The sequence below is a fragment of the Pantoea sp. NSTU24 genome (assembly GCF_050157905.1).
Classification (GTDB): domain Bacteria; phylum Pseudomonadota; class Gammaproteobacteria; order Enterobacterales; family Enterobacteriaceae; genus Pantoea.
In genome coordinates, this window is record NZ_JBKIWZ010000001.1 from 1674152 (window position 1) to 1693051 (window position 18900).

23 protein-coding genes and 1 pseudogene are annotated in these 18900 nt (G+C 53.9%); 16 read left to right on the forward strand and 8 right to left on the reverse strand.

Annotated features, from left to right (window positions below):
• Nucleotides 1–19 precede the first annotated feature (19 nt).
• The 7 genes and pseudogenes from ACLHDD_RS08120 to ACLHDD_RS08150 form a co-directional block, all read right to left on the reverse strand.
• Nucleotides 20–364: a hypothetical protein gene (locus ACLHDD_RS08120; protein WP_427103695.1), complete on the reverse strand. Its 345-nt coding sequence runs from the start codon at nt 362–364 to the stop codon at nt 20–22.
• Nucleotides 364–1044, reverse strand: coding sequence for a DUF2612 domain-containing protein (locus tag ACLHDD_RS08125; RefSeq protein ID WP_427103696.1), 681 nt, complete (start codon nt 1042–1044; stop codon nt 364–366). Before ACLHDD_RS08125 ends, ACLHDD_RS08120 begins: the two co-directional genes overlap by 1 nt.
• Nucleotides 1041–2240: a baseplate J/gp47 family protein gene (locus tag ACLHDD_RS08130; protein WP_427103697.1), complete on the reverse strand. Its 1200-nt coding sequence runs from the start codon at nt 2238–2240 to the stop codon at nt 1041–1043. Before ACLHDD_RS08130 ends, ACLHDD_RS08125 begins: the two co-directional genes overlap by 4 nt.
• The gene (locus ACLHDD_RS08135) at nt 2240–2593 is read right to left on the reverse strand and encodes a hypothetical protein (protein WP_427103698.1); all 354 of its coding nucleotides are present in this window, start codon (nt 2591–2593) and stop codon (nt 2240–2242) included. The genes ACLHDD_RS08130 and ACLHDD_RS08135 overlap by 1 nt, the downstream gene beginning before the upstream one ends.
• Nucleotides 2593–3345 (reverse strand): Gp138 family membrane-puncturing spike protein, encoded by a 753-nt coding sequence (locus tag ACLHDD_RS08140; protein WP_427105187.1) that lies wholly within the window; start codon nt 3343–3345, stop codon nt 2593–2595. Before ACLHDD_RS08140 ends, ACLHDD_RS08135 begins: the two co-directional genes overlap by 1 nt.
• 48 nt (nt 3346–3393) lie before the next feature.
• Entirely contained in the window at nt 3394–3810 is a 417-nt protein-coding gene (locus tag ACLHDD_RS08145; RefSeq protein WP_427103699.1) for a PH domain-containing protein, read from the reverse strand.
• A 446-nt stretch (nt 3811–4256) separates the two neighbouring features.
• Nucleotides 4257–4964 (reverse strand): annotated as a pseudogene (locus tag ACLHDD_RS08150) (hypothetical protein); the annotation flags it as partial.
• 44 nt (nt 4965–5008) lie between these two features.
• On the opposite strand from ACLHDD_RS08150, the gene ACLHDD_RS08155 reads away from it, so the two are divergent.
• Complete coding sequence (locus ACLHDD_RS08155; RefSeq protein WP_427103700.1) at nt 5009–6232, forward strand: tyrosine-type recombinase/integrase; 1224 nt, start codon at nt 5009–5011, stop codon at nt 6230–6232.
• A gap of 31 nt (nt 6233–6263) precedes the next feature.
• Here ACLHDD_RS08155 and fliE read toward each other — a convergent pair whose 3' ends face one another.
• Nucleotides 6264–6575 carry a flagellar hook-basal body complex protein FliE gene (fliE, locus tag ACLHDD_RS08160; protein ID WP_427103701.1) on the reverse strand — a complete coding sequence of 104 codons (312 nt, stop codon included), beginning with the start codon at nt 6573–6575 and terminating at the stop codon, nt 6264–6266.
• Between the two features lie 231 nt (nt 6576–6806).
• Here fliE and fliF point away from each other — a divergent pair, with 231 nt between their 5' ends.
• From fliF to rcsA, 15 genes are all read left to right on the forward strand, one after another.
• A complete protein-coding gene (gene fliF, locus ACLHDD_RS08165) occupies nt 6807–8531 on the forward strand; it encodes a flagellar basal-body MS-ring/collar protein FliF (protein ID WP_427103702.1) in 1725 nt (574 codons plus the stop codon).
• Nucleotides 8528–9520, forward strand: coding sequence for a flagellar motor switch protein FliG (fliG, locus tag ACLHDD_RS08170; RefSeq protein ID WP_313656195.1), 993 nt, complete (start codon nt 8528–8530; stop codon nt 9518–9520). The genes fliF and fliG overlap by 4 nt, the downstream gene beginning before the upstream one ends.
• The gene (gene fliH / locus ACLHDD_RS08175; protein ID WP_427103703.1) at nt 9513–10205 is read left to right on the forward strand and encodes a flagellar assembly protein FliH; all 693 of its coding nucleotides are present in this window, start codon (nt 9513–9515) and stop codon (nt 10203–10205) included. The genes fliG and fliH overlap by 8 nt, the downstream gene beginning before the upstream one ends.
• Entirely contained in the window at nt 10205–11569 is a 1365-nt protein-coding gene (fliI, locus tag ACLHDD_RS08180; protein WP_140916955.1) for a flagellar protein export ATPase FliI, read from the forward strand. The genes fliH and fliI overlap by 1 nt, the downstream gene beginning before the upstream one ends.
• 25 nt (nt 11570–11594) lie before the next feature.
• Nucleotides 11595–12038 (forward strand): flagellar export protein FliJ, encoded by a 444-nt coding sequence (fliJ, locus tag ACLHDD_RS08185; RefSeq protein ID WP_427103704.1) that lies wholly within the window; start codon nt 11595–11597, stop codon nt 12036–12038.
• Nucleotides 12035–13300 (forward strand): flagellar hook-length control protein FliK, encoded by a 1266-nt coding sequence (locus ACLHDD_RS08190; RefSeq protein WP_427103705.1) that lies wholly within the window; start codon nt 12035–12037, stop codon nt 13298–13300. Before fliJ ends, ACLHDD_RS08190 begins: the two co-directional genes overlap by 4 nt.
• A 129-nt stretch (nt 13301–13429) precedes the next feature.
• On the forward strand, nt 13430–13915 hold the full coding sequence (gene fliL, locus ACLHDD_RS08195; RefSeq protein WP_279768036.1) for a flagellar basal body-associated protein FliL: 486 nt from the start codon (nt 13430–13432) through the stop codon (nt 13913–13915).
• A gap of 4 nt (nt 13916–13919) precedes the next feature.
• A complete protein-coding gene (gene fliM / locus ACLHDD_RS08200; protein WP_427103706.1) occupies nt 13920–14927 on the forward strand; it encodes a flagellar motor switch protein FliM in 1008 nt (335 codons plus the stop codon).
• Nucleotides 14920–15330, forward strand: coding sequence for a flagellar motor switch protein FliN (gene fliN / locus ACLHDD_RS08205; protein WP_111142212.1), 411 nt, complete (start codon nt 14920–14922; stop codon nt 15328–15330). Before fliM ends, fliN begins: the two co-directional genes overlap by 8 nt.
• A 13-nt stretch (nt 15331–15343) precedes the next feature.
• Nucleotides 15344–15742, forward strand: a complete 399-nt coding sequence (gene fliO / locus ACLHDD_RS08210) for a flagellar biosynthetic protein FliO (protein ID WP_427103707.1) — start codon at nt 15344–15346, stop codon at nt 15740–15742.
• Nucleotides 15742–16473, forward strand: coding sequence for a flagellar type III secretion system pore protein FliP (gene fliP / locus ACLHDD_RS08215; RefSeq protein WP_427105188.1), 732 nt, complete (start codon nt 15742–15744; stop codon nt 16471–16473). The genes fliO and fliP overlap by 1 nt, the downstream gene beginning before the upstream one ends.
• 25 nt (nt 16474–16498) lie before the next feature.
• On the forward strand, nt 16499–16768 hold the full coding sequence (gene fliQ, locus ACLHDD_RS08220) for a flagellar biosynthesis protein FliQ (RefSeq protein ID WP_003854466.1): 270 nt from the start codon (nt 16499–16501) through the stop codon (nt 16766–16768).
• On the forward strand, nt 16768–17553 hold the full coding sequence (gene fliR / locus ACLHDD_RS08225; protein WP_313656184.1) for a flagellar biosynthetic protein FliR: 786 nt from the start codon (nt 16768–16770) through the stop codon (nt 17551–17553). The genes fliQ and fliR overlap by 1 nt, the downstream gene beginning before the upstream one ends.
• A 321-nt stretch (nt 17554–17874) precedes the next feature.
• Nucleotides 17875–18150, forward strand: a complete 276-nt coding sequence (locus ACLHDD_RS08230) for a hypothetical protein (RefSeq protein ID WP_427103708.1) — start codon at nt 17875–17877, stop codon at nt 18148–18150.
• 30 nt (nt 18151–18180) lie between these two features.
• Complete coding sequence (gene rcsA, locus ACLHDD_RS08235) at nt 18181–18816, forward strand: transcriptional regulator RcsA (protein ID WP_313656180.1); 636 nt, start codon at nt 18181–18183, stop codon at nt 18814–18816.
• Nucleotides 18817–18900 lie beyond the last annotated feature (84 nt).

An 18900-nucleotide genomic window follows, 5' to 3' on the forward strand; every position in this document is an offset into this window, starting at 1 on the left:
CCGCCAAGGGCCTTTACTCTTACTTTTTTGTTCCAGCTGTTTTGGTGTAGGTTCCGCTGGATGTAAACACCTGAACATTAAGAAGCCTGCCGGGAGTGAGGGCTGTCATAGAGGACTTGAGGTTTGCGAGTATAGTGACAGGAGTACCATTATCCAGCACATCAACCGACGCTGAGTCGGCAATAAACTGTGCCAGCACATACGCCATTGTTGATGACTGGCGTAAGGCCTTATTGATTTGCGCAGATGACGCCTTACCTGACTGGAATCCGGTCAGCAATGCGGCCAGCGCCTCATAATCCGCCTGGCTTGTAACATTGGCGCCAGCGCCGATACCAAACGCCTTAAAGTTATTCGTAGCCATTACAGTGTTGTCTCCCATGCGCCATCATTAAATCCGGCGATATATTCGTTATCCATGTCGAAACCAAAAAATCGGGTTCCTACTGATGGGGTTTTTATTGAAGGGGTTTGTATGTCGCCAGCCCAAACGCCTGCGGCTTTAACGGTGAGATAGCCTTGCCTGATTACGGCCAGTAACTCGAGAGAGACCTGAGAAATGTCCACTTCAGGAAATACCCATACAGAAATAGTCATGTCCTGATTGTCGACAATCTGCATTTTCAGGCCGGAGCCATCCAGGGCGGTTTCAAGAATCGAAGGAAGTGAGTCGTTTTGTCCGTCCCAGTTGTTGATGGCTATTTTTGCCTTGAGAATGATGCGGTAGGTGTCGTCGCTAAGGCTGGTGTAACCCGCATCGGGATCATAAGGCCCCTGCCAGACACCCTGGTCCCAACCCAGCCCCGCAGTATCGAATGAGAAATAAACCCCTGATATTGGCTGGCTGACAATACGACTTCTGCCGATCCATTCACCCAGCGCATCAAGCTGCACGCCGATTGCCTCATCAATATCAAACGCTGAAATCAGCTCATACATCGCGTCGCAAATGTCGCTAAGTGGACGGGTCGACAAATCAACATGCTCAACAAACAGGGGCTTTCCCCTGTGGTAGTTGGTAATCCGGTCGGTATATTTACTCATGGCGATACCGTGATAGAGATGTTTGCTGTGCTGCCGGTGGCCGATTCGTTATAGGCGATGACGATGTTTGAAGCAGATACCGCACCGGCTGACTTTCCTATCTGCAGGCTGTTGATGTCGTAATAACGGGCATTTCCACCACTGACCACGCCAAGGTTTGCAGGTGAATAAAGGCGGCTGAGAAGGACGTCATCTCCTATCGTAAGCGAGTTGATGTAGTCTGCTATCGCCTGCTTAATCTGCTCGCCAATTTGCGTGGTGTAACCGGTGAAAACCTTGAGGACCAGCGCCACGTAAATCGGAACATTGGTGGGCCGTGAAAAACTGGTGGCATGGGGGTTGCCGTACTTGTCTGGCACCTGAGTCGTTGTGCTGCCGAACGTCCCCACGCCCTGACCCTTTTTTCCCCGTATGGTTTGCGCTATCAGCGTGACATCACCACCCTCCACTATGGTTGCAATAGAGTGGCCGGGAATACCATTAGCGTCCGCTGCGCCCGTGTGATTCTCATAAAACTTGTGGCGGGTTACTCCGGACACATTGGCCAGCGCACCATCTACTGCCTCAAATGGTGTCAGGGATGGGATAGCAACGCTCTGGACCTGTCTGATACGCAGTGCTGAGTCTTTTTCTGCATCAGAACCTACTGTGGCCGTAACTGAGTTAGTGACCGCAGTCCAGCCGCGCGTAGGCGTGTTGATCTGCGTAATTGAGCCAATAACCGCCGCCACCGCACCAGCCACTGCGCTTGTTGCTGTTACCGAAACCGACCCACCAACGCCGATAGTCACACTAGCGGGAAGATTCCAGATAACGCCGTTCGCATCCTTCACTGAGCCGTTGGTGATTGTTGTGCCGGCAGTTCCGCTAAGGGTCAGATCTACCGTTGAATTCATCGATGGTTTGCGCGTGATGCCGTTGATTTTAACATTGCGGGTAAGCGCATCTGACATGGCGGTAGATGGAGAGAATGAGGTGTAAACCTGAATAGCCATGTTGTTGGTGTCATGTACAGCCAGGGCCACTAAAGCCACCATCTGCTCGTCTTTGCTGTCCGGTTCCAGGTAGGCATCGGTGCCGTAAATCTGTTGAAAGTATTCAGTGATAGTGCTCAGGATTGTCTGGTAATCAGGCGCACTTATCCCTGAGGCGGTCACCGTAGCGGAGAGCCCCAGCGTGTCGAGATTGAGAGCCATTATGCCTCGCTTGTGACGGTCGTCGTTCCGTAGATGGTGTCGATAGTTGTGGTGAAAATCACACGTCGGGAAGAGGTATTGAGGCTGGTATCGAATGACTTGATTGAGTTCACGCCGGGCGTCTCAAGTATCCGTTTACGGATAGCCAGATTATAGGTTTCAGGCTTCTGCTTACCCAGCACTGACTGAACCCATGGAGTGCCCTCTGTCGTATCGAGGAACCACTGTCCGTACCAGAGCAGAAATCGCGTCCTAACTGCCTGAGCAACGCATTCTGGTGAGTTAATTAGCCAGGTGTCATCACCTTTACCGAAGGTGTAATCACCCTTCTCATCTTCGCGTCTGTATCGCATCAGTTCACCTTGCCGGAATTGCCAGAGCCAGACTGAACGCCGTTATGCGTATGCTGGTCGCTGATGTCTTTGCCGTTGGATTTAAGACTGCTAATGAATTCGATTGCGCCGGTAATTTTTGCTGCGGTACCTGTCGCAAGGCTGCCCACCATGCCGCCCATCCACGTCAGAAGGCCTGTTATCGTTACTGCCTGGCTGAACTTCGCAAGAGGGGTTGTTACGTTCAGGCCGCCCGGAGCGACGATATTTACTGCATGGCTGTTCGGGTCCAGCTCGATATAGGCCGCTCCGTCATCGGTGCGCATTTGCAGCGTTGAGGAACTAATGTTGCTGATCACTTCGGCCTGCGATTGCGGGCCGATGATTGCGAAGGCGTCTGAAAGGTCATGCTGCCTCGGGTCTACCGGCTCCTGAATTCCGCCGTTCAGCCACCAGAAGTCAATGCATCGGTCACTGAAGATGACCAGACACTCGTCACCCTCTTTTACCGGGAAAGTGATCGTGCATCCGCCACCACGCGGGAACACTACCGGGACGTCGAGAAGCAAAGGCAGCGGTGCAGACTTAAAGTTGCCCAGTTCGTCAGCTGTTTGCCCGCTGATGGCAGGCTGAACAGTGCAGGTACAGACGATTGGGTCAAAGGTCTGGATAATGCCGGGCATCGAAACACGGAGCATGGCGAAGATGGAGTCTGATAGCGCTTTATAGGCCTGCGATTCACCGCCAGCCTGTGATTGTGGTGATACTGGCAGACTTACTCCAGGCATAAAAAAACCCGCCGAAGCGGGTTAGCTGAATTCTCAGGAGCTTTCCAACTCCTCCTGAACCTCGAAGAACCTTTGTCTGAACTTCATAGGTTCCCTAATGTATCTGATAGGGGCATGTGCAGCGCCGACATCACTAATGATAAGAGTGCCGTAACCCAGCATGCGACCAATGATGCCTTGCTTCACTTGAAGGCTGGACACTTTTTTTATCGGGATTTCGACTGTGTCCCTGCGAATTAGACCAGACTTCGCGATGAGTCTCTTGTTTGTAACGCCAGCTTCGTTCGATCTGATTATTAAATAACCTAACGGGATTAATAAAAAGCCAACAATCGTGGCAAATCCCAATATTACACCCCAAATCAGCCAAGGCAACCAAGCCCAAAGCGTTACTTTACCACGGTATAGAACCGCTTCATTACCTACCAAGTTCGAATCAATATATGACATTCCATTATCCCTAAAGCAATGAGGATGAGAATATTAACAGTTTCTAAACACTTTGGAATAGCTAATGGGATAAATCCTATTGGAATTGCATCAATTTAACTTACGACGTTTAAACGAGCCAAAAACTCTTGGTTAGTCCATACTGCTGCGGATCGCTTCTACATTTAGTAAAGCTTTTCCATTACGCTTAACATAGTCCATGCCGTAGTAGCCAGGATAGTCTGTGCGCGGAACCATCCACCGCATCTGGATGTTGTCGTAATCACCCTGCTGCCTAAGAAAGGTCACCTTTTGGCTGGTTAGCTTTGCTCAATTGATTCTGGCCCAACCCTCTTTATCTCATCTAGTACCAAGGTGGAATGGTCCACATTGAGGGTCTGCTAAAACCGTTAATGATGGTGAGGCCATGATTAGTAACAGCGTCAGTGTAAATTTAGATTTCACCGTCAGAATGTCCTGTTGAGTGCCGTGTTCGTCTGGAGGTCTGCAAAACCTCTGGCGCTGCACATCAAATCCATATACCAGGCTTGTCCGTGTGTATCACCTGTATAACTGATGGTATGCACGATATACACGCCATCGGTCGCAATACTTGCGGGCTGTTGCAGTGTTACGTTAACGCTCAGATTCCCGTTATTTTCGGTCTCAAATATGTGACCGCCTGATCGTTGAACTTCATCGCTGGATAGCGCTGTGCGGTATACGGGAGCCTGGTCCAGTTCAATCAGGCCGCTTACCCTGATGTTGGGGTTGATCAGGCAGCGGACGTTAACGCCCGCGCCCATTGTCTGCTGAAGCATACCGACGAGGCCGGTTCGGCTGTTCAGTACGATCGCCTCATGGATGTACTTTTCAGTGCTGACCATCTGCGCCTGACCATCCACAATCTGTCAGTTAGCTTTGCACGGGTCAGCCACGTTACTCATCACGTCCCGCGCCATGCCATACATCACGCGACCGCGGGGGAATACGGTATCCGCCATCTGAGCTGTGATGCCCTGAGTGACGCCGAAAGGCTGGAAGCTCTGCATTGTGGCAGCATGCAGGTCTGCCACCGTGTAACCGGCTGCCAACGTAGTGTTGACCTTCGCGGACACAAACGCCTGATGATCATCAATGGCCTGAATCAGGATGTAAGTGTCGGTGGGGTTGTCCAACAGGAGTGGCCCCCAACAAGAATCATCTTCGAATCTGGTTCATGTATGAAGGGCAAAGACGGTGGGAGGCGATCGGGGTTCTCGACACTCCCAAAAACAGGAAGATGGCAGGCGAGTTACGTAGCAACATTGTCTACCGCATCAAGACAGGGACCTTTGACTACAGGAAAGAGTTTCCCGATTCACCTCTTTTCAAGAGCGAATTTGGCTCGTCCGGGTCGATAGCTATCAGTGAGGTGGCGGATTTATGGCTTAAACTTAAAAAGCCTGATTGGGCAAATAGCTCCTATGTCACAACAGAGCGTCGCGTCAGAGTTACACTGGATATCACAGGCAACGGAAAGGACATCCGGTCTGTCATGCAAAAAGACCTGCTCAACCTGCGCATTGAACTTCTCAATGGCAGCTACTTTACCGGCAAGAAGATGAATATAGAAAAGAAAGGCAGGACGGCGGCCACGGTTAACGCCAGCATGGCAGATCTGAAAGCGATCTTCGCCTTTGCTCATGGCAACGGGTCTATAGAAGCAAATCCGATGACGGGCATTAAGCCTCTGAAGAAGTCGAATAAGCGGCAGGACACAATAACGCGTGAGGAGTACCCTCGCCTCATCGCGGCATGCTCAACACGACAGACGACAAATATATGGTCGCTTGCAATCCTGACGGGTTTACGCCACGGAGAGATATGTGCGCTGGCCTGGGAGGATGTAGACCTTGAGGCGAAGACGCTGACAGTCAGCCGCAACCTTACGCCACAGGGGTTATTCACGCCGCCCAAAACAGAAGCAGGAAACCGGGTTATATGCCTGCCAGATGCAGCCGTTGATATTCTGCGTGATCAAAGGGAGGTGACCAGAATGTACCCTCAGATCTCATTCACTTTTCATACCAGGGAGTATGGCGAGCGAATTGAGGAGCAAAAGACATTCGTGTTCAATCCCGGCGTGAACGCAGTCAACGGAAGGTCGGGAGCATATTACTCAACAGAGTCACTGGGACAGATATGGACCGGCGCACTGAGGCGTGCAGGCCTGCGTCACCGGAAAGCCTATCAGTCCCGTCACACGTTCGCATGCTGGGCTCTTTCAGCAGGCGCAAACCCGAACTACGTTGCATCGCAAACGGGTCACTCCGATGCGCAGATGGTGTACCGGGTTTATGGCGCCTGGATATCAGAGAACAACACTGACCAGCTATCGCTCATCAATACGAAAATGAGCGATCTTGTGCTACATACGTGCTCCACTAAAGTGGCAGTATGATAAACCTTAGCATCTTCAGACAGTTACCCGCCTAAACCTGCATATTCATGATTTCACTGTACGCTGAAACCAGTTTGTTCCTGACCTGAATACCCATCTGCATAGAGATCGAGGATTTCTGCAGATCGACCATCACATCATTCAGGGCGATACCGGGTTTCCCCATCTCAAAATCCTGCGCCTGGGTACGGGCGGTGGTCTGGGTTTCACTGATCTTATCCAGCGCCGCTTTCATGGTGGCGCCAAAATCAATCTGATTGGGGGTTTCACTGCTGCGATTGCTGGCCTGCAGTGAGGTCGCCTGCAGCTGCTGCAGTACGCCGTCGATTGCCTGAATAGACATGAACGATACCTTTTAAAGAGGGAAGCCTGTTTTCTGTTCTCAAAAGTTAGCACGTTGTCAATGAGACAAAGCCGCTAAATGACAGCAAAAAACCTACCTTATCCACCCATCGAATTTTGCTTATCACCTAATAATGCCTGGCATTGAAGTGGAAATTTTATCTACGCAGGTCAGGGAGTCTGTTTTGCCATCTCAACTTACCCGGTCAATTACGTCAGGCAGGAATCGGTCATGAATGCGAGCACAGCCGCCACAACAGAACAAGATAAGAAAGGCTTCGGTGACCTGCTCGCTCGCCTGCGCGCAAATCCGCGTATCCCTTTAATCGTTGCCGCTGCCGCAGTGGTGGCGATTGTGATCGCGATGGTGCTGTGGGCGAAGCAGCCCAGCTACAGCGTCCTTTACAACAATCTCTCCGATGAGGATGGCGGTGCCATCGTCACGCAGCTGACGCAGATGAACATTCCTTACCGTTTCGCCGAAAATGGCGGCGCGCTGATGGTGCCGGAAGCGAATGTGCATGAACTGCGTCTGCGTCTGGCTCAGCAGGGTCTGCCAAAAGGCGGCTCGGTGGGCTTTGAGCTGCTGGATAAAGAGAAGTTTGGTATCAGCCAGTTCAGCGAGCAGGTGAATTACCAGCGTGCGCTGGAAGGCGAACTGGCTCGCACTATCGAATCACTCGGTCCGGTTAAAGCTGCCCGTGTTCATCTGGCGATGCCAAAACCCACCCTGTTTGTGCGCGAGCAAAAAGCACCTTCCGCCTCTGTCACCTTAACCCTGCAGCCCGGACGCGCGCTGGATGAAGGTCAGATTCAGGCGATCGCCCACATGGTGTCGAGCAGCGTCGCAGGTTTACCCCCGGGCAATGTCACCGTTGTTGATCAGACCGGTCGCCTGCTGACCCGCTCCGATGCCGCCGGTCGCGATCTTAATGATGCACAGCTGAAATATGCCGCAGAAGTTGAAGCACGTTACCAGCAGCGTATCGAAGCGATCCTGAATCCGATTCTCGGCCAGGGTAATGTGCACGCGCAGGTTACCGCACAGATTAACTTCGACACCAGTGAGCAGACGGATGAGAAATATCAGCCTAACGCTAACCCGTCGAACACGGCTATCCGTTCGCGTCAGACCAGCACCAGCGACCAGTCAGGCTCTCCGTATCCGGGCGGCGTACCAGGCGCACTCTCTAATCAGCCTGCACCAGCCAATACTGCGCCGGTGACAACACCGAACAACAATGCGGCCAATGGCCAGAACGCAAACGGACAGAATAACGCGGCCAGTAACGCTACTCAGACCACCAGCACCGCCGCAGCCAGCGCGTCGCCGACGAATTCCCGCCGTGACGATACGGTGAACTACGAGCTGGATCGCACCATTCGTCACACCAAAATGAATGTCGGTGACGTGCAGCGGCTGTCGGTTGCCGTGGTGGTGAACTACCGTGCGGATGATAAAGGTAAAGCCGTTGCGCTGAATGAGCAGCAGCTGAAACAGATTGAAGACCTGACGCGCGAAGCGATGGGCTACTCCCAGAACCGTGGCGACAGCGTCAACGTGGTGAACTCGCAGTTCAACACCACTGAGCCAATGAGTGTTGACCTGCCCTTCTGGCAACAGCAGTCGTTCTTTGAACAGCTGATGGATGCCGGTAAGTGGCTGCTGATTGCCCTGATTGCCTTCATTCTCTATCGCAAAATGGTCCGTCCGCATCTGATGCGTAAGCAGGCCGCTGATAAAGCCGCTGCTGAAGCGATTGCCGCTCGCGCAGCTGAGAAACCGGAAGAAGAAGCCTTCAGCGTGCAGCTCAGCAAAGATGAGCTGGACCAGGAACGTAAGTCTAACAACCGCATGAGCGCAGAAGTGATGAGTCAACGCATCCGCGACATGTCAGAAAACGATCCGCGTGTGGTAGCGCTGGTCATTCGTGAATGGATGAGTAAAGAGCTATGAGTCTGACCGGAACTGAAAAAAGCGCCATCCTGATGATGACCATTGGTGAAGAGCGCGCGGCGGAAGTCTTCAAACACCTGAACCAGCGTGAGGTGCAGCACCTGAGCGGCGCGATGGCCAACATGCGTCAGGTATCGCATAAACAGCTGACCGAAGTCCTGCGGGAGTTCGAAGCGGATGCCGAGCAGTTCGCGGCGCTGAGCCTGAACTCCAACGAATATCTGCGTTCGGTGCTGACCCGGGCGCTGGGCGAAGAGCGCGCCTCCAGCCTGCTGGAGGACATTCTGGAAACGCGCGACACCACCAGCGGCATGGAAACACTCAACTTTATGGAGCCGCAGGCGGCTGCCGATCTGATTCGCGACGAACATCCGCAGATCATCGCGACTATCCTGGTGCACCTGAAACGTTCGCAGGCAGCCGACATTGTGGCGCTGTTCGACGAGCGTCTGCGTCACGACGTGATGCTGCGTATCGCCACCTTCGGGGGTGTACAGCCAGCCGCGCTGGCCGAGCTGACCGAAGTCCTGAACGGCCTGCTGGATGGCACCAACCTCAAGCGCGCGAAGATGGGCGGCGTGAGAACCGCAGCCGAGATCATCAACCTGATGAAAACGCAGCAGGAAGAGGCGGTTATCGAAGCGGTACGCGATTTCGACGGCGAACTGGCGCAAAAAATTATCGACGAGATGTTCCTGTTCGAGAATCTGGTGGAAGTGGACGACCGCAGTATCCAGCGTCTGTTGCAGGAAGTGGAGTCCGAGCAGCTGCTGGTGGCGCTGAAAGGTGCCGAACAGCCACTGCGCGAGAAGTTCCTCAAAAACATGTCAGCCCGGGCAGCCGACATTCTGCGCGACGATCTGGCCAACCGGGGGCCGGTGCGTATGTCTGCGGTGGAAAACGAACAGAAAGCGATCCTGCTGGTGGTTCGCCGCCTGGCCGAATCCGGCGAGATGGTAATTGGTGGTGGCGAGGAAACGTATGTCTGATGCATTTTCTGCCCGTCCCTGGCAGCTGTGGCAGCCTACAGATTTAGGCCGTTTCGATGAGCCTGAAGCCGAGCCGGAGCCCGAGTTTACCGAATCTGATGATGGCGTGGATGAGCAGCAACAGCAGCTTGAACGCCTGCAGCAGCAGATGCGTAAAGAGGCTCAGGGCCAGGGCTATAACGAAGGTTATCAGCAGGGCATGACCGAAGGTCAGAAAGCGGGCTACGACGCCGGTTTTCAGCAGGGCCTGATGGATGCACAGCAGCAGCAGGCGCCGCTTCAGGCACGGATGCAGCAGCTGGTCACTGAGTTCCAGAACACCCTGGAATCCCTGGACAGCGTCATCGCCGCCCGTCTGATGCAGCTGGCGCTGGAAGCGGCGCGCTCCGTTATCGGCCAGGCGACCGCCGTCGATGGCACCGCCCTGCTGCGCCAGATTCAGGGCCTACTGCAGCAGGAACCGATGTTCAGCGGCAAACCGCAGCTGCGTGTTCATCCGGATGACTTACAGCGCATCGAGCAGACGCTGGGCCCGACGCTGGATCTGCACGGCTGGCGTCTGATCGCCGACAGCACTCTTCATCCCGGCGGCTGCAAACTCAGCGCAGAAGATGGGGATCTGGATGCCAGCGTCGCCACGCGCTGGCAGGAACTCTGCCGTCTTGCGGCACCAGGAGAAATTTAATGACCACCCGTCTGAACCGCTGGCTGGGATCGCTCGATGCGTTTGAAAAACGCATTGCTCAGGTGCAACCGGTGCGCCGCTATGGTCGCCTGACTCGTGCTACGGGTCTGGTACTGGAAGCAACCGGTTTACAGCTGCCGCTGGGCGCAACCTGCATTATTGAGCGAAACGATGGCAAAGCTATCAGTGAAATCGAAAGCGAAGTGGTGGGATTCAACGGCCAGAAACTGCTGATGATGCCACTGGAAGAGGTGGACGGGATTTTACCGGGCGCGCGGGTCTATGCGCGTCAGAATGGCGATAACCCGCAGGCGGGCAAGCAGCTGATGCTGGGACCGGAACTGCTGGGTCGCGTTCTCGACGGCAGTGGCCGCCCGCTGGATGGTCTGCCCTCACCGGATACCGGCTATCGCGCGCCGCTGATCACGCCGCCGTTTAACCCGTTGCAGCGTACGCCGATTACCGACGTGCTGGATACCGGCGTGCGGGCGATCAATGCTCTGCTGACGGTCGGCCGTGGCCAGCGTATGGGCCTGTTCGCCGGATCGGGCGTAGGTAAAAGCGTGCTGCTGGGCATGATGGCGCGCTACACCAAAGCGGATGTCATCGTGGTGGGTTTGATTGGTGAACGTGGCCGTGAAGTCAAAGATTTCATTGAGAATATTCTCGGTGCCGAAGGCCGCGCCCGTTCCGTGGTCATCGCCGCCCCGGCTGACGTGTCGCCCCTGCTGCGTATGCAGGGTGCCGCCTATGCCACGCGCATTGCTGAAGATTTCCGCGATCGCGGCAAGCATGTACTGCTGATTATGGACTCCCTCACCCGCTATGCCATGGCACAGCGTGAGATTGCCCTGGCGATTGGTGAACCACCCGCGACCAAAGGTTATCCGCCTTCCGTCTTCGCCAAACTGCCTGCGCTGGTTGAGCGCGCCGGTAACGGCATCGACGGCGGCGGGTCGATCACCGCCTTCTATACCGTTCTGACCGAGGGCGACGATCAGCAGGATCCGATCGCCGACTCCGCGCGCGCTATTCTCGACGGCCACATTGTGCTGTCGCGCCGGCTGGGCGAAGCGGGTCACTATCCGGCCATCGATATCGAAGCCTCAATCAGCCGTGCGATGACGCATCTGATCGATGAGAACCACTATGCGCAGGTACGCCAGTTCAAGCAGTTGCTCTCCAGCTTCCAGCGTAACCGCGATCTGGTCAGCGTGGGTGCTTACGCCGCCGGCAGCGACCCGATGCTCGATAAAGCCATCAAACTCTATCCGCAGATGGAAGCCTTCCTGCAGCAGGGAATTTTTGAGCGCAGCGATTACGATGACGCCACCCTGCATCTGCATGCGCTGTTTGGTCAGTGACACCCTTTAACGCGAGGTAACGGCAATGAAAACAGCAAATGCCATCGATACGCTGCGTGATTTAGCGGAGCAGGATCTTGAACGTGCCGCCATCTACTTAGGCGATATGCGTCGCGGCCAGCATGCCGCCAGCGAGCAGCTGACGATGCTGCTCGACTATCAGGACGAATATCGCAACAAACTCAATGATGACATGTCATCGGGTATCGCCAGCACCCGCTGGACTAACTATCACCAGTTTATTCAGACGCTGGAAAAAGCGATCGAGCAGCACCGTAACCAGCTCAATCACTGGAATCAGCGGCTTGAGCAGGCGCTGATCAACTGGCGCGACAAGCAGCAGCGACTGAACGCCTATCAGACCCTGATTACACGGGCAGCAGAAAACGCATCACGACAGGAAAACCGTCTCGACCAGAAACGGATGGACGAATTTGCCCAACGGGCCGCATTGAGGAGAGGCGAATGATCACGTTGCCACACATTGCCACAAAAGCGGCGGTGAAAACCGACGCAGACCCCCTCGTCTCCGCTGATGCGGCGGCGGGAAAAGAGGCCCTGCCGCAGGACTTTCTGACGGCACTGGGCAACCAGCTGCTGGGCCTGGCTAAACAGCCCGGAAAAACATTGCAATCGGCTGATGTCAAAGCAGAAAAGGCAGAAGACACGCCCGCAAAGGCCCCTCTGAATGGGCTCATGGTGGCGCTGGATAATCCGGCTGCGTTAAGCGGTCTGTTTACAGCGGAAAATATTAAAGCTGATACAAAATCAGCCGATGATAAAGACAAGCCGGACGTGGCCTCCCTGAGCGCCAGCGACCTGCAGAATGTGCAGGCGCTGTTCGCGATGTTACCGGGCGCGACCACCGCTGCTGCCGCAACGCCGACGCCAGCCAGTAGTGAGGCAGGCGAGCTGACTGCCCAGGTGGATGGCGGCCGCAAAACACAGAACCCGCTGATGTCACTGCTTAACAGTGCACAGAATAGTGCGCCAGCGGGGAAAGATGACAAGCATGACGCTAAAGGGGCCACCCCTGACTCGCCAGTGCTCAGCAGACCAGCCAGCCCGGCTTCAGCCGCTGCGCACAGCGCGCCCGGCAATGGCCTGACGCCCGACAGCAGTTTTCAGCAGGCACTGAACACGTTTGTGAAACAGGACGATCAGGCTGCGGGACAAGCCAGCAACGGCGATAACACGCTTACCGCACTGCCTGTGACCAGCGCCAGCAGCCTGCCTGCGCCTGTGACCGCTTCCGCAACCACCAGCACACCGGCCACGCCGATGCTGAATGCGCAACTGGGCAGCGATGAGTGGCAGCAGGCACTGAGTCAGCAGATTGTGATGTTCAGCCGTAACGGTCAGCATAACGCGGAGTTACGCCTGCATCCGGAAGACCTTGGCGCTATCCAGATTAGCCTGAAGCTGGATAACGACCAGGCACAAATTAGTCTGGTTTCCAGCCACAGCCATGTCAGATCGGCGCTGGAAGCCGCGATACCGCAACTGCGCAGCGCGCTGGCAGAAAGCGGTATCAACCTGGGCGAGAGTCAGGTGAGCAGTGACAGTTCCGCGCAGGGCCAGAGCTTCCAGCAGCAGGAGGCGCCTCGCGATGGACAGCATGGCCGCTTCTCCCTCTCCCAGGACAATGACAACGACATCACGCCGATTGCCGTCCCCGCCGCCCTTCAGGCTCGCGTCAGCGGCAACAGCGCCGTCGACACTTTTGCCTGACAGCGACAAACGCTGAAGGTAAGCGTAAAACCCGCGTCTTTTCTTCCCATTGGTTTGACTTAAGACGCGGGATAATCTGTCCCGTGAGCCGAGAGGCTTGCCCATAATTCACAGGAAGTAACTGCAACCATGTCTGATAACGCAAAAGCAAAAGGCCGCAAACGTAAACTTTTAATACCGGTGTTGCTCATTGTGACGCTGGCCGCTTGCAGCGTAGCAGGCTATGCAGTCTGGCGAATGATGAACAAACACGAGGGCGATAAGCCTGAGGTGGCGAAAGTTGAACCGCCTCCCGCTCCGGTCTTTTTTGCACTTGATACATTTACGGTTAACCTGGTCAATCCCGACAACGATCCTGACCGCGTGCTCTACGTAGGCTTTACCCTGCGTCTGGCCGATGAGGATACCCGTCGTCGGCTGAATGATTATCTGCCTGAGGTGCGCAGCCGTCTGCTGCTGCTGCTCTCGCGTCAGAGTGCTGCGGCGCTGGCGACAGAGCAGGGAAAACAGGCACTTGTTGAACAAATTAAACAGGTGCTGACCCCTCCGCTGGTAAAAGGTCAACCTCCGCAGGCTGTAAACGACGTGCTGTTTACTGCCTTCATTTTGAGGTGAATCAATGGGCGATAGTATTCTCTCCCAGGCTGAAATTGACGCCCTTCTGAACGGCGACAGTGGCGGTGTGGAAGAAGAAAAGAAACAAATGGGGCCGGAAGGCGATATTCGCCCTTACGACCCGAATACCCAGCGCCGCGTGGTGCGCGAGCGTCTGCAGGCGCTGGAGATTATTAACGAGCGTTTTGCCCGTAGTTTTCGTATGGCGCTGTTTAACCTGCTGCGCCGCAGCCCGGATATCAGCGTCGGAGCGATCAAGATTCAGCCGTACCATGAGTTTGCCCGCAACCTGCCGGTGCCAACTAACCTGAACCTGATCCACCTGAAACCGCTGCGCGGCACGGCGCTGGTGGTGTTCTCACCGAGCCTGGTGTTTATTGCCGTCGACAACCTGTTTGGTGGCGACGGACGCTTTCCGACCAAAGTCGAAGGCCGTGAGTTTACCCATACCGAGCAGCGCGTCATCCGCCGCATGCTGAAGCTGGCGCTGGATGGTTACAGTGATGCCTGGAAAGCGATTTATCCGCTGGACGTCGAGTATGTACGTTCAGAGATGCAGGTGAAGTTCACCAACATTACGACCTCTCCGAACGACATCGTGGTTAACACGCCGTTCCAGGTGGAGATCGGAAACCTGGTGGGTGAATTTAACATCTGCATCCCGTTTTCAATGATTGAACCGCTGCGCGAGCTGCTGGTGAACCCACCGCTCGAAAACTCACGTCAGGAAGATAACCACTGGCGCGACAACCTGGTCAAACAGGTGCAGCACTCTGAGCTGGAATTGATTGCACACTTTGCCGAAACCTCACTGCGTCTGTCACGGATCCTGCAGCTGAAACCTGGCGACGTGCTGCCGATTGAGAAGCCGGAACGTATTATCGCCCATGTCGATAGCGTCCCGGTCTTAACCAGCCAATATGGCACGATGAATGGCCAGTACGCGCTCCGTGTCGAACACCTGATTAACCCGATTTTGAATTCGCTGAACGAGGAACAGCCCCATGACTGACAGTAATAAACCGTCTGACGATATCTCTGCAGACGATCTGTGGGCTGAAGCGATGAATGAGCAGGTCGGCAGCAGCAGCAGCGCGCCGCAGACCGACGACGTCTTTAAATCATTCGACAGCGGCAACGTCGCTGGCTCGCTGCAGGATATCGACCTGATTATGGATATCCCGGTGAAGCTGACCGTGGAACTGGGCCGCACCAAGATGACCATCAAAGAGCTGCTGCGTCTGACGCAGGGGTCGGTGGTGTCACTGGATGGCCTGGCAGGTGAGCCGCTGGATATTCTGATCAACGGATACCTGATCGCGCAGGGTGAAGTGGTAGTTGTGAACGACAAATATGGCGTACGCATCACCGATATCATCACCCCGTCTGAACGTATGCGTCGTCTGAGTCGCTAAAGAGTCCCTGACTATGAACAGCCAGAATCAAACGCTGCAAACGGCGACACCGCACGCGCAGGCGATCTCAACCGGCTCAATGCTGGCGCAGGTCAGCAGCGTTTTAGCCGTTATTATTTTATTGATTCTGGCCTGCGCCTGGCTGGCACGTCGTGCCGGCTTCGCGCCGAAGAAAGTCAGTGGCCAGGAGCTGAAGCTCACCGCCAGCGTCTCCGTTGGCCAGCGTGAACGCGTCGTGATCGTTGATACGGCCGATGCCCGCCTGGTACTGGGTGTTACCGCCCAGCAGATTACGCACCTGCATACGCTGCCGCCGGGTCAGCCGGTCTCCGTGACGCCCGACAACCGTGCGCCACAGGATTTTCGTCAGTTATTACAGAACCTGGTTAAACGTCCCGGAAAACCACAATGATGCGTCGACTGCTTCCTTTACTGCCACTGCTGGTACTGGCACCGGCTGCCCATGCCCAGCTGCCGGGCCTGGTGAGCCACTCGCTGCCTGGCGGCGGACAGAGCTGGTCCCTGCCGGTTCAGACGCTGGTTTTTATCACTGCACTGACCTTTATTCCGGCGGTGCTGCTGATGATGACCAGCTTCACCCGCATCATCATTGTATTTGGTTTACTGCGTAACGCCCTGGGCACGCCGTCGGCACCGCCGAACCAGGTGCTGCTCGGTCTGTCACTGTTCCTGACGTTCTTTATTATGGCGCCAACCTTCGACAGAATTTATCAGGATGCTTATCTGCCCTTCAGTCAGGACAAGATCAGCATGGATGTGGCGATTGAGAAAGGTGCCCAGCCGCTGCGTGACTTTATGCTGCGTCAGACCCGCGAAGCGGATCTGGCCCTGTTTGCCCGACTGGCCAACACCGCACCGATTGCCGGCCCGGAAGCGGTGCCGATGCGTATTCTGTTGCCAGCCTACGTGACCAGTGAACTCAAGACCGCGTTCCAGATCGGCTTTACCGTCTTCATCCCGTTTCTGATCATCGACCTGGTTGTCGCCAGTGTGCTCATGGCGCTGGGCATGATGATGGTTCCGCCAGCGACCATATCGCTGCCGTTTAAACTGATGCTGTTTGTTCTGGTCGATGGCTGGCAGCTGCTGGTCGGTTCACTGGCGCAAAGCTTCTACTCCTGATCCCCCTTTTTTACCGGAGCAACACATGACACCTGAATCAGTAATGGTAATGGGACAGGAAGCGATGCGCGTCGCCCTGATGCTGGCCGCCCCACTGTTGCTGGCCGCGCTGGTCAGCGGTCTGCTGATCAGCCTGATTCAGGCGGCGACTCAGGTCAACGAACAGACCTTATCCTTTATTCCTAAAATTCTGGCGGTCGCCACTACCGGTATTATTGCCGGTCCGTGGATGCTGAACCTGCTGCTGGACTATATCCGTACCGTTTTTACTAACCTGCCTTATATCATCGGCTGATGATTACTCTCGACAGCAGTCAGCTGGTTCAGTGGGTCAGCCAGTTCTTCTGGCCTCTGGTGCGCATCATGGCGCTGTTCGCCACCGCACCGATTCTCAGTGAACGATCGGTCAGCAAGCGTGTCAAAATTGGGCTGGCCGTAATGATTACCTGGCTACTGATGCCGCTGTTACCTGCCGTCAATGTCACGCTGTTTTCTCCGGCTGGTTTCTGGCTGCTCATTCAGCAGATGCTGATTGGTATTGCACTCGGTTTCACTATGCAGTTTGCCTTTGCCGCCGTGCGCTGCGCGGGCGAGGTAATTGGTCTGCAGATGGGTATTTCCTTTGCCACCTTTTTTGATCCTGGCAGTCGTCTTAACATGCCGGTGCTGGCCCGTTTTCTCGACATGCTGGCAATGTTACTTTTCCTGACCTTTAACGGTCATTTATGGCTGATCTCGCTGCTGGCGGACAGTTTTCATACGCTGCCGATCGGCGGCCACCCGCTTAATGCCAACGCATTTATGGCACTGGTGAAATCGGGCGGATTAATTTTCCTTAATGGCATGATGTTAGCGCTACCCTTAATCGTTTTGTTACTCATGCTAAATCTGGTACTAGGTTTGTTAAACCGTGTTTCACCACAGTTATCAATCTTCGCCATTGGGTTCCCGATTACCTTAACAGTCGGAATTTTAACCCTTAGCCTGCTGATGCCCCTTCTCGCCCCGTTCTGCGAGCATTTGTTTGGGGAAGTCTTTGATTTACTCACCCGCTTCCTGACGGAACTGTCCCGTCCCTGAACATTAAGTTTCTAACTATCTTCCCATCACAAAACTTAAGTATCGCAAAACCATCACTGCATTTTCCGAACCATGTTTTCCAGAATGCAACTAAGGAAATTCTGATAAATGTGCGCAGAGTCTGAAAATAATACTTATTAAACCGGGCTTCGCGTATTTTAGTTGGGTGGTTCACAGAAGCAGTCAGACTGTGAATTAGCGGGCAATAACGATAAAGCGTTGATTTTTCGAGAAAAAAAACTTTAAGTGATTTTTCTTGTTAAAAAATGTTTTTTCCGGCATTGTCATCGCACGCTGAGGCGTCACACTTTCGGAAAACAAATGATTTTGAGAATTATCCTATCAGAAAGCTCTGTGTTTTCAGGGATAGTGATTTTGCTCTCAAAAAATGCGTTTTACTTTACCTCCGGCACTTCATTGGCACTCCCCGCCATGACCGGAGAATGTGTGACGTCAGGGCAGCACAAAAATTTTGCAGAACGGGTCAGGGATGAAGACTTTTATGGGCGTTTGCCTGTTGCCAAACTGCACGAGCAGAATAAAAAAGTACCTAAGAAATCTCTCTCGTACCGCAACGCGTATTCATCGTTGATTTAAACGGATAACAAATTGGTGAGGGTCGCTATTATGCCAACTATTATTATGGATTCCTGCAACTACACACGCCTGGGATTAACAGACTACATGTCTTTAAAAGGAGTTAAGAAGAAGAACATCTCGTCTGTCTCCGATATTGAGCAACTACAGCAAAAATGTGAGCAATTAAATCCTGGTGTCGTCTTTATTAATGAAGATTGTTTCATTCATGAGTCAGACTCCAGCGAACGCATTCGCACTATTATTACGCAGCATCCTGACACACTGTTTTTTATCTTCATGGCGATCAGCAATATCCATTTTGAGGAATATCTCTACGTTCGTAAGAACCTGATTATTACATCAAAATCGATGAAGACCTCGACCCTTGACTCCTTACTCAGCACCTATTTGCAGAAAAAACTTAATCAGTCTGCGCGCATCTCTTCGGGCATGGATGTGCACCCGTTGACGCTAAGCCAGACTGAGTCAAACATGCTGAAAATGTGGATGTCAGGTCATGACACCATCCAGATTTCAGACAAAATGCAAATTAAGGCCAAAACGGTATCGTCACACAAAGGGAATATTAAACGCAAAATCAAAACCCATAATAAACAGGTTATTTATCATGTGGTGCGTTTAACCGATAATGTGACCTCGGGTATTTACGTTAATATTCGCTGATTGTCGCGCAGCTGAAACCGGCCTTAATGGCCGGTTTTTTATTGCTTAAAATTGAGAGCTATATCTCACTCTTGCCGTTAAGTG

Coding starts and splice junctions, on each gene's coding strand:
- ACLHDD_RS08120 (WP_427103695.1), bottom strand. CDS start 364: ATGGCTACGAATAACTTTAAGGCGTTTGGTATCGGCGCTGGCGCCAAT.
- ACLHDD_RS08125 (WP_427103696.1), bottom strand. CDS start 1,044: ATGAGTAAATATACCGACCGGATTACCAACTACCACAGGGGAAAGCCC.
- ACLHDD_RS08130 (WP_427103697.1), bottom strand. CDS start 2,240: ATGGCTCTCAATCTCGACACGCTGGGGCTCTCCGCTACGGTGACCGCC.
- ACLHDD_RS08135 (WP_427103698.1), bottom strand. CDS start 2,593: ATGCGATACAGACGCGAAGATGAGAAGGGTGATTACACCTTCGGTAAA.
- ACLHDD_RS08145 (WP_427103699.1), bottom strand. CDS start 3,810: ATGTCATATATTGATTCGAACTTGGTAGGTAATGAAGCGGTTCTATAC.
- ACLHDD_RS08155 (WP_427103700.1), top strand. CDS start 5,009: ATGTATGAAGGGCAAAGACGGTGGGAGGCGATCGGGGTTCTCGACACT.
- fliE (WP_427103701.1), bottom strand. CDS start 6,575: ATGTCTATTCAGGCAATCGACGGCGTACTGCAGCAGCTGCAGGCGACC.
- fliF (WP_427103702.1), top strand. CDS start 6,807: ATGAATGCGAGCACAGCCGCCACAACAGAACAAGATAAGAAAGGCTTC.
- fliG (WP_313656195.1), top strand. CDS start 8,528: ATGAGTCTGACCGGAACTGAAAAAAGCGCCATCCTGATGATGACCATT.
- fliH (WP_427103703.1), top strand. CDS start 9,513: ATGTCTGATGCATTTTCTGCCCGTCCCTGGCAGCTGTGGCAGCCTACA.
- fliI (WP_140916955.1), top strand. CDS start 10,205: ATGACCACCCGTCTGAACCGCTGGCTGGGATCGCTCGATGCGTTTGAA.
- fliJ (WP_427103704.1), top strand. CDS start 11,595: ATGAAAACAGCAAATGCCATCGATACGCTGCGTGATTTAGCGGAGCAG.
- ACLHDD_RS08190 (WP_427103705.1), top strand. CDS start 12,035: ATGATCACGTTGCCACACATTGCCACAAAAGCGGCGGTGAAAACCGAC.
- fliL (WP_279768036.1), top strand. CDS start 13,430: ATGTCTGATAACGCAAAAGCAAAAGGCCGCAAACGTAAACTTTTAATA.
- fliM (WP_427103706.1), top strand. CDS start 13,920: ATGGGCGATAGTATTCTCTCCCAGGCTGAAATTGACGCCCTTCTGAAC.
- fliN (WP_111142212.1), top strand. CDS start 14,920: ATGACTGACAGTAATAAACCGTCTGACGATATCTCTGCAGACGATCTG.
- fliO (WP_427103707.1), top strand. CDS start 15,344: ATGAACAGCCAGAATCAAACGCTGCAAACGGCGACACCGCACGCGCAG.
- fliP (WP_427105188.1), top strand. CDS start 15,742: ATGCGTCGACTGCTTCCTTTACTGCCACTGCTGGTACTGGCACCGGCT.
- fliQ (WP_003854466.1), top strand. CDS start 16,499: ATGACACCTGAATCAGTAATGGTAATGGGACAGGAAGCGATGCGCGTC.
- fliR (WP_313656184.1), top strand. CDS start 16,768: ATGATTACTCTCGACAGCAGTCAGCTGGTTCAGTGGGTCAGCCAGTTC.
- ACLHDD_RS08230 (WP_427103708.1), top strand. CDS start 17,875: ATGATTTTGAGAATTATCCTATCAGAAAGCTCTGTGTTTTCAGGGATA.
- rcsA (WP_313656180.1), top strand. CDS start 18,181: ATGCCAACTATTATTATGGATTCCTGCAACTACACACGCCTGGGATTA.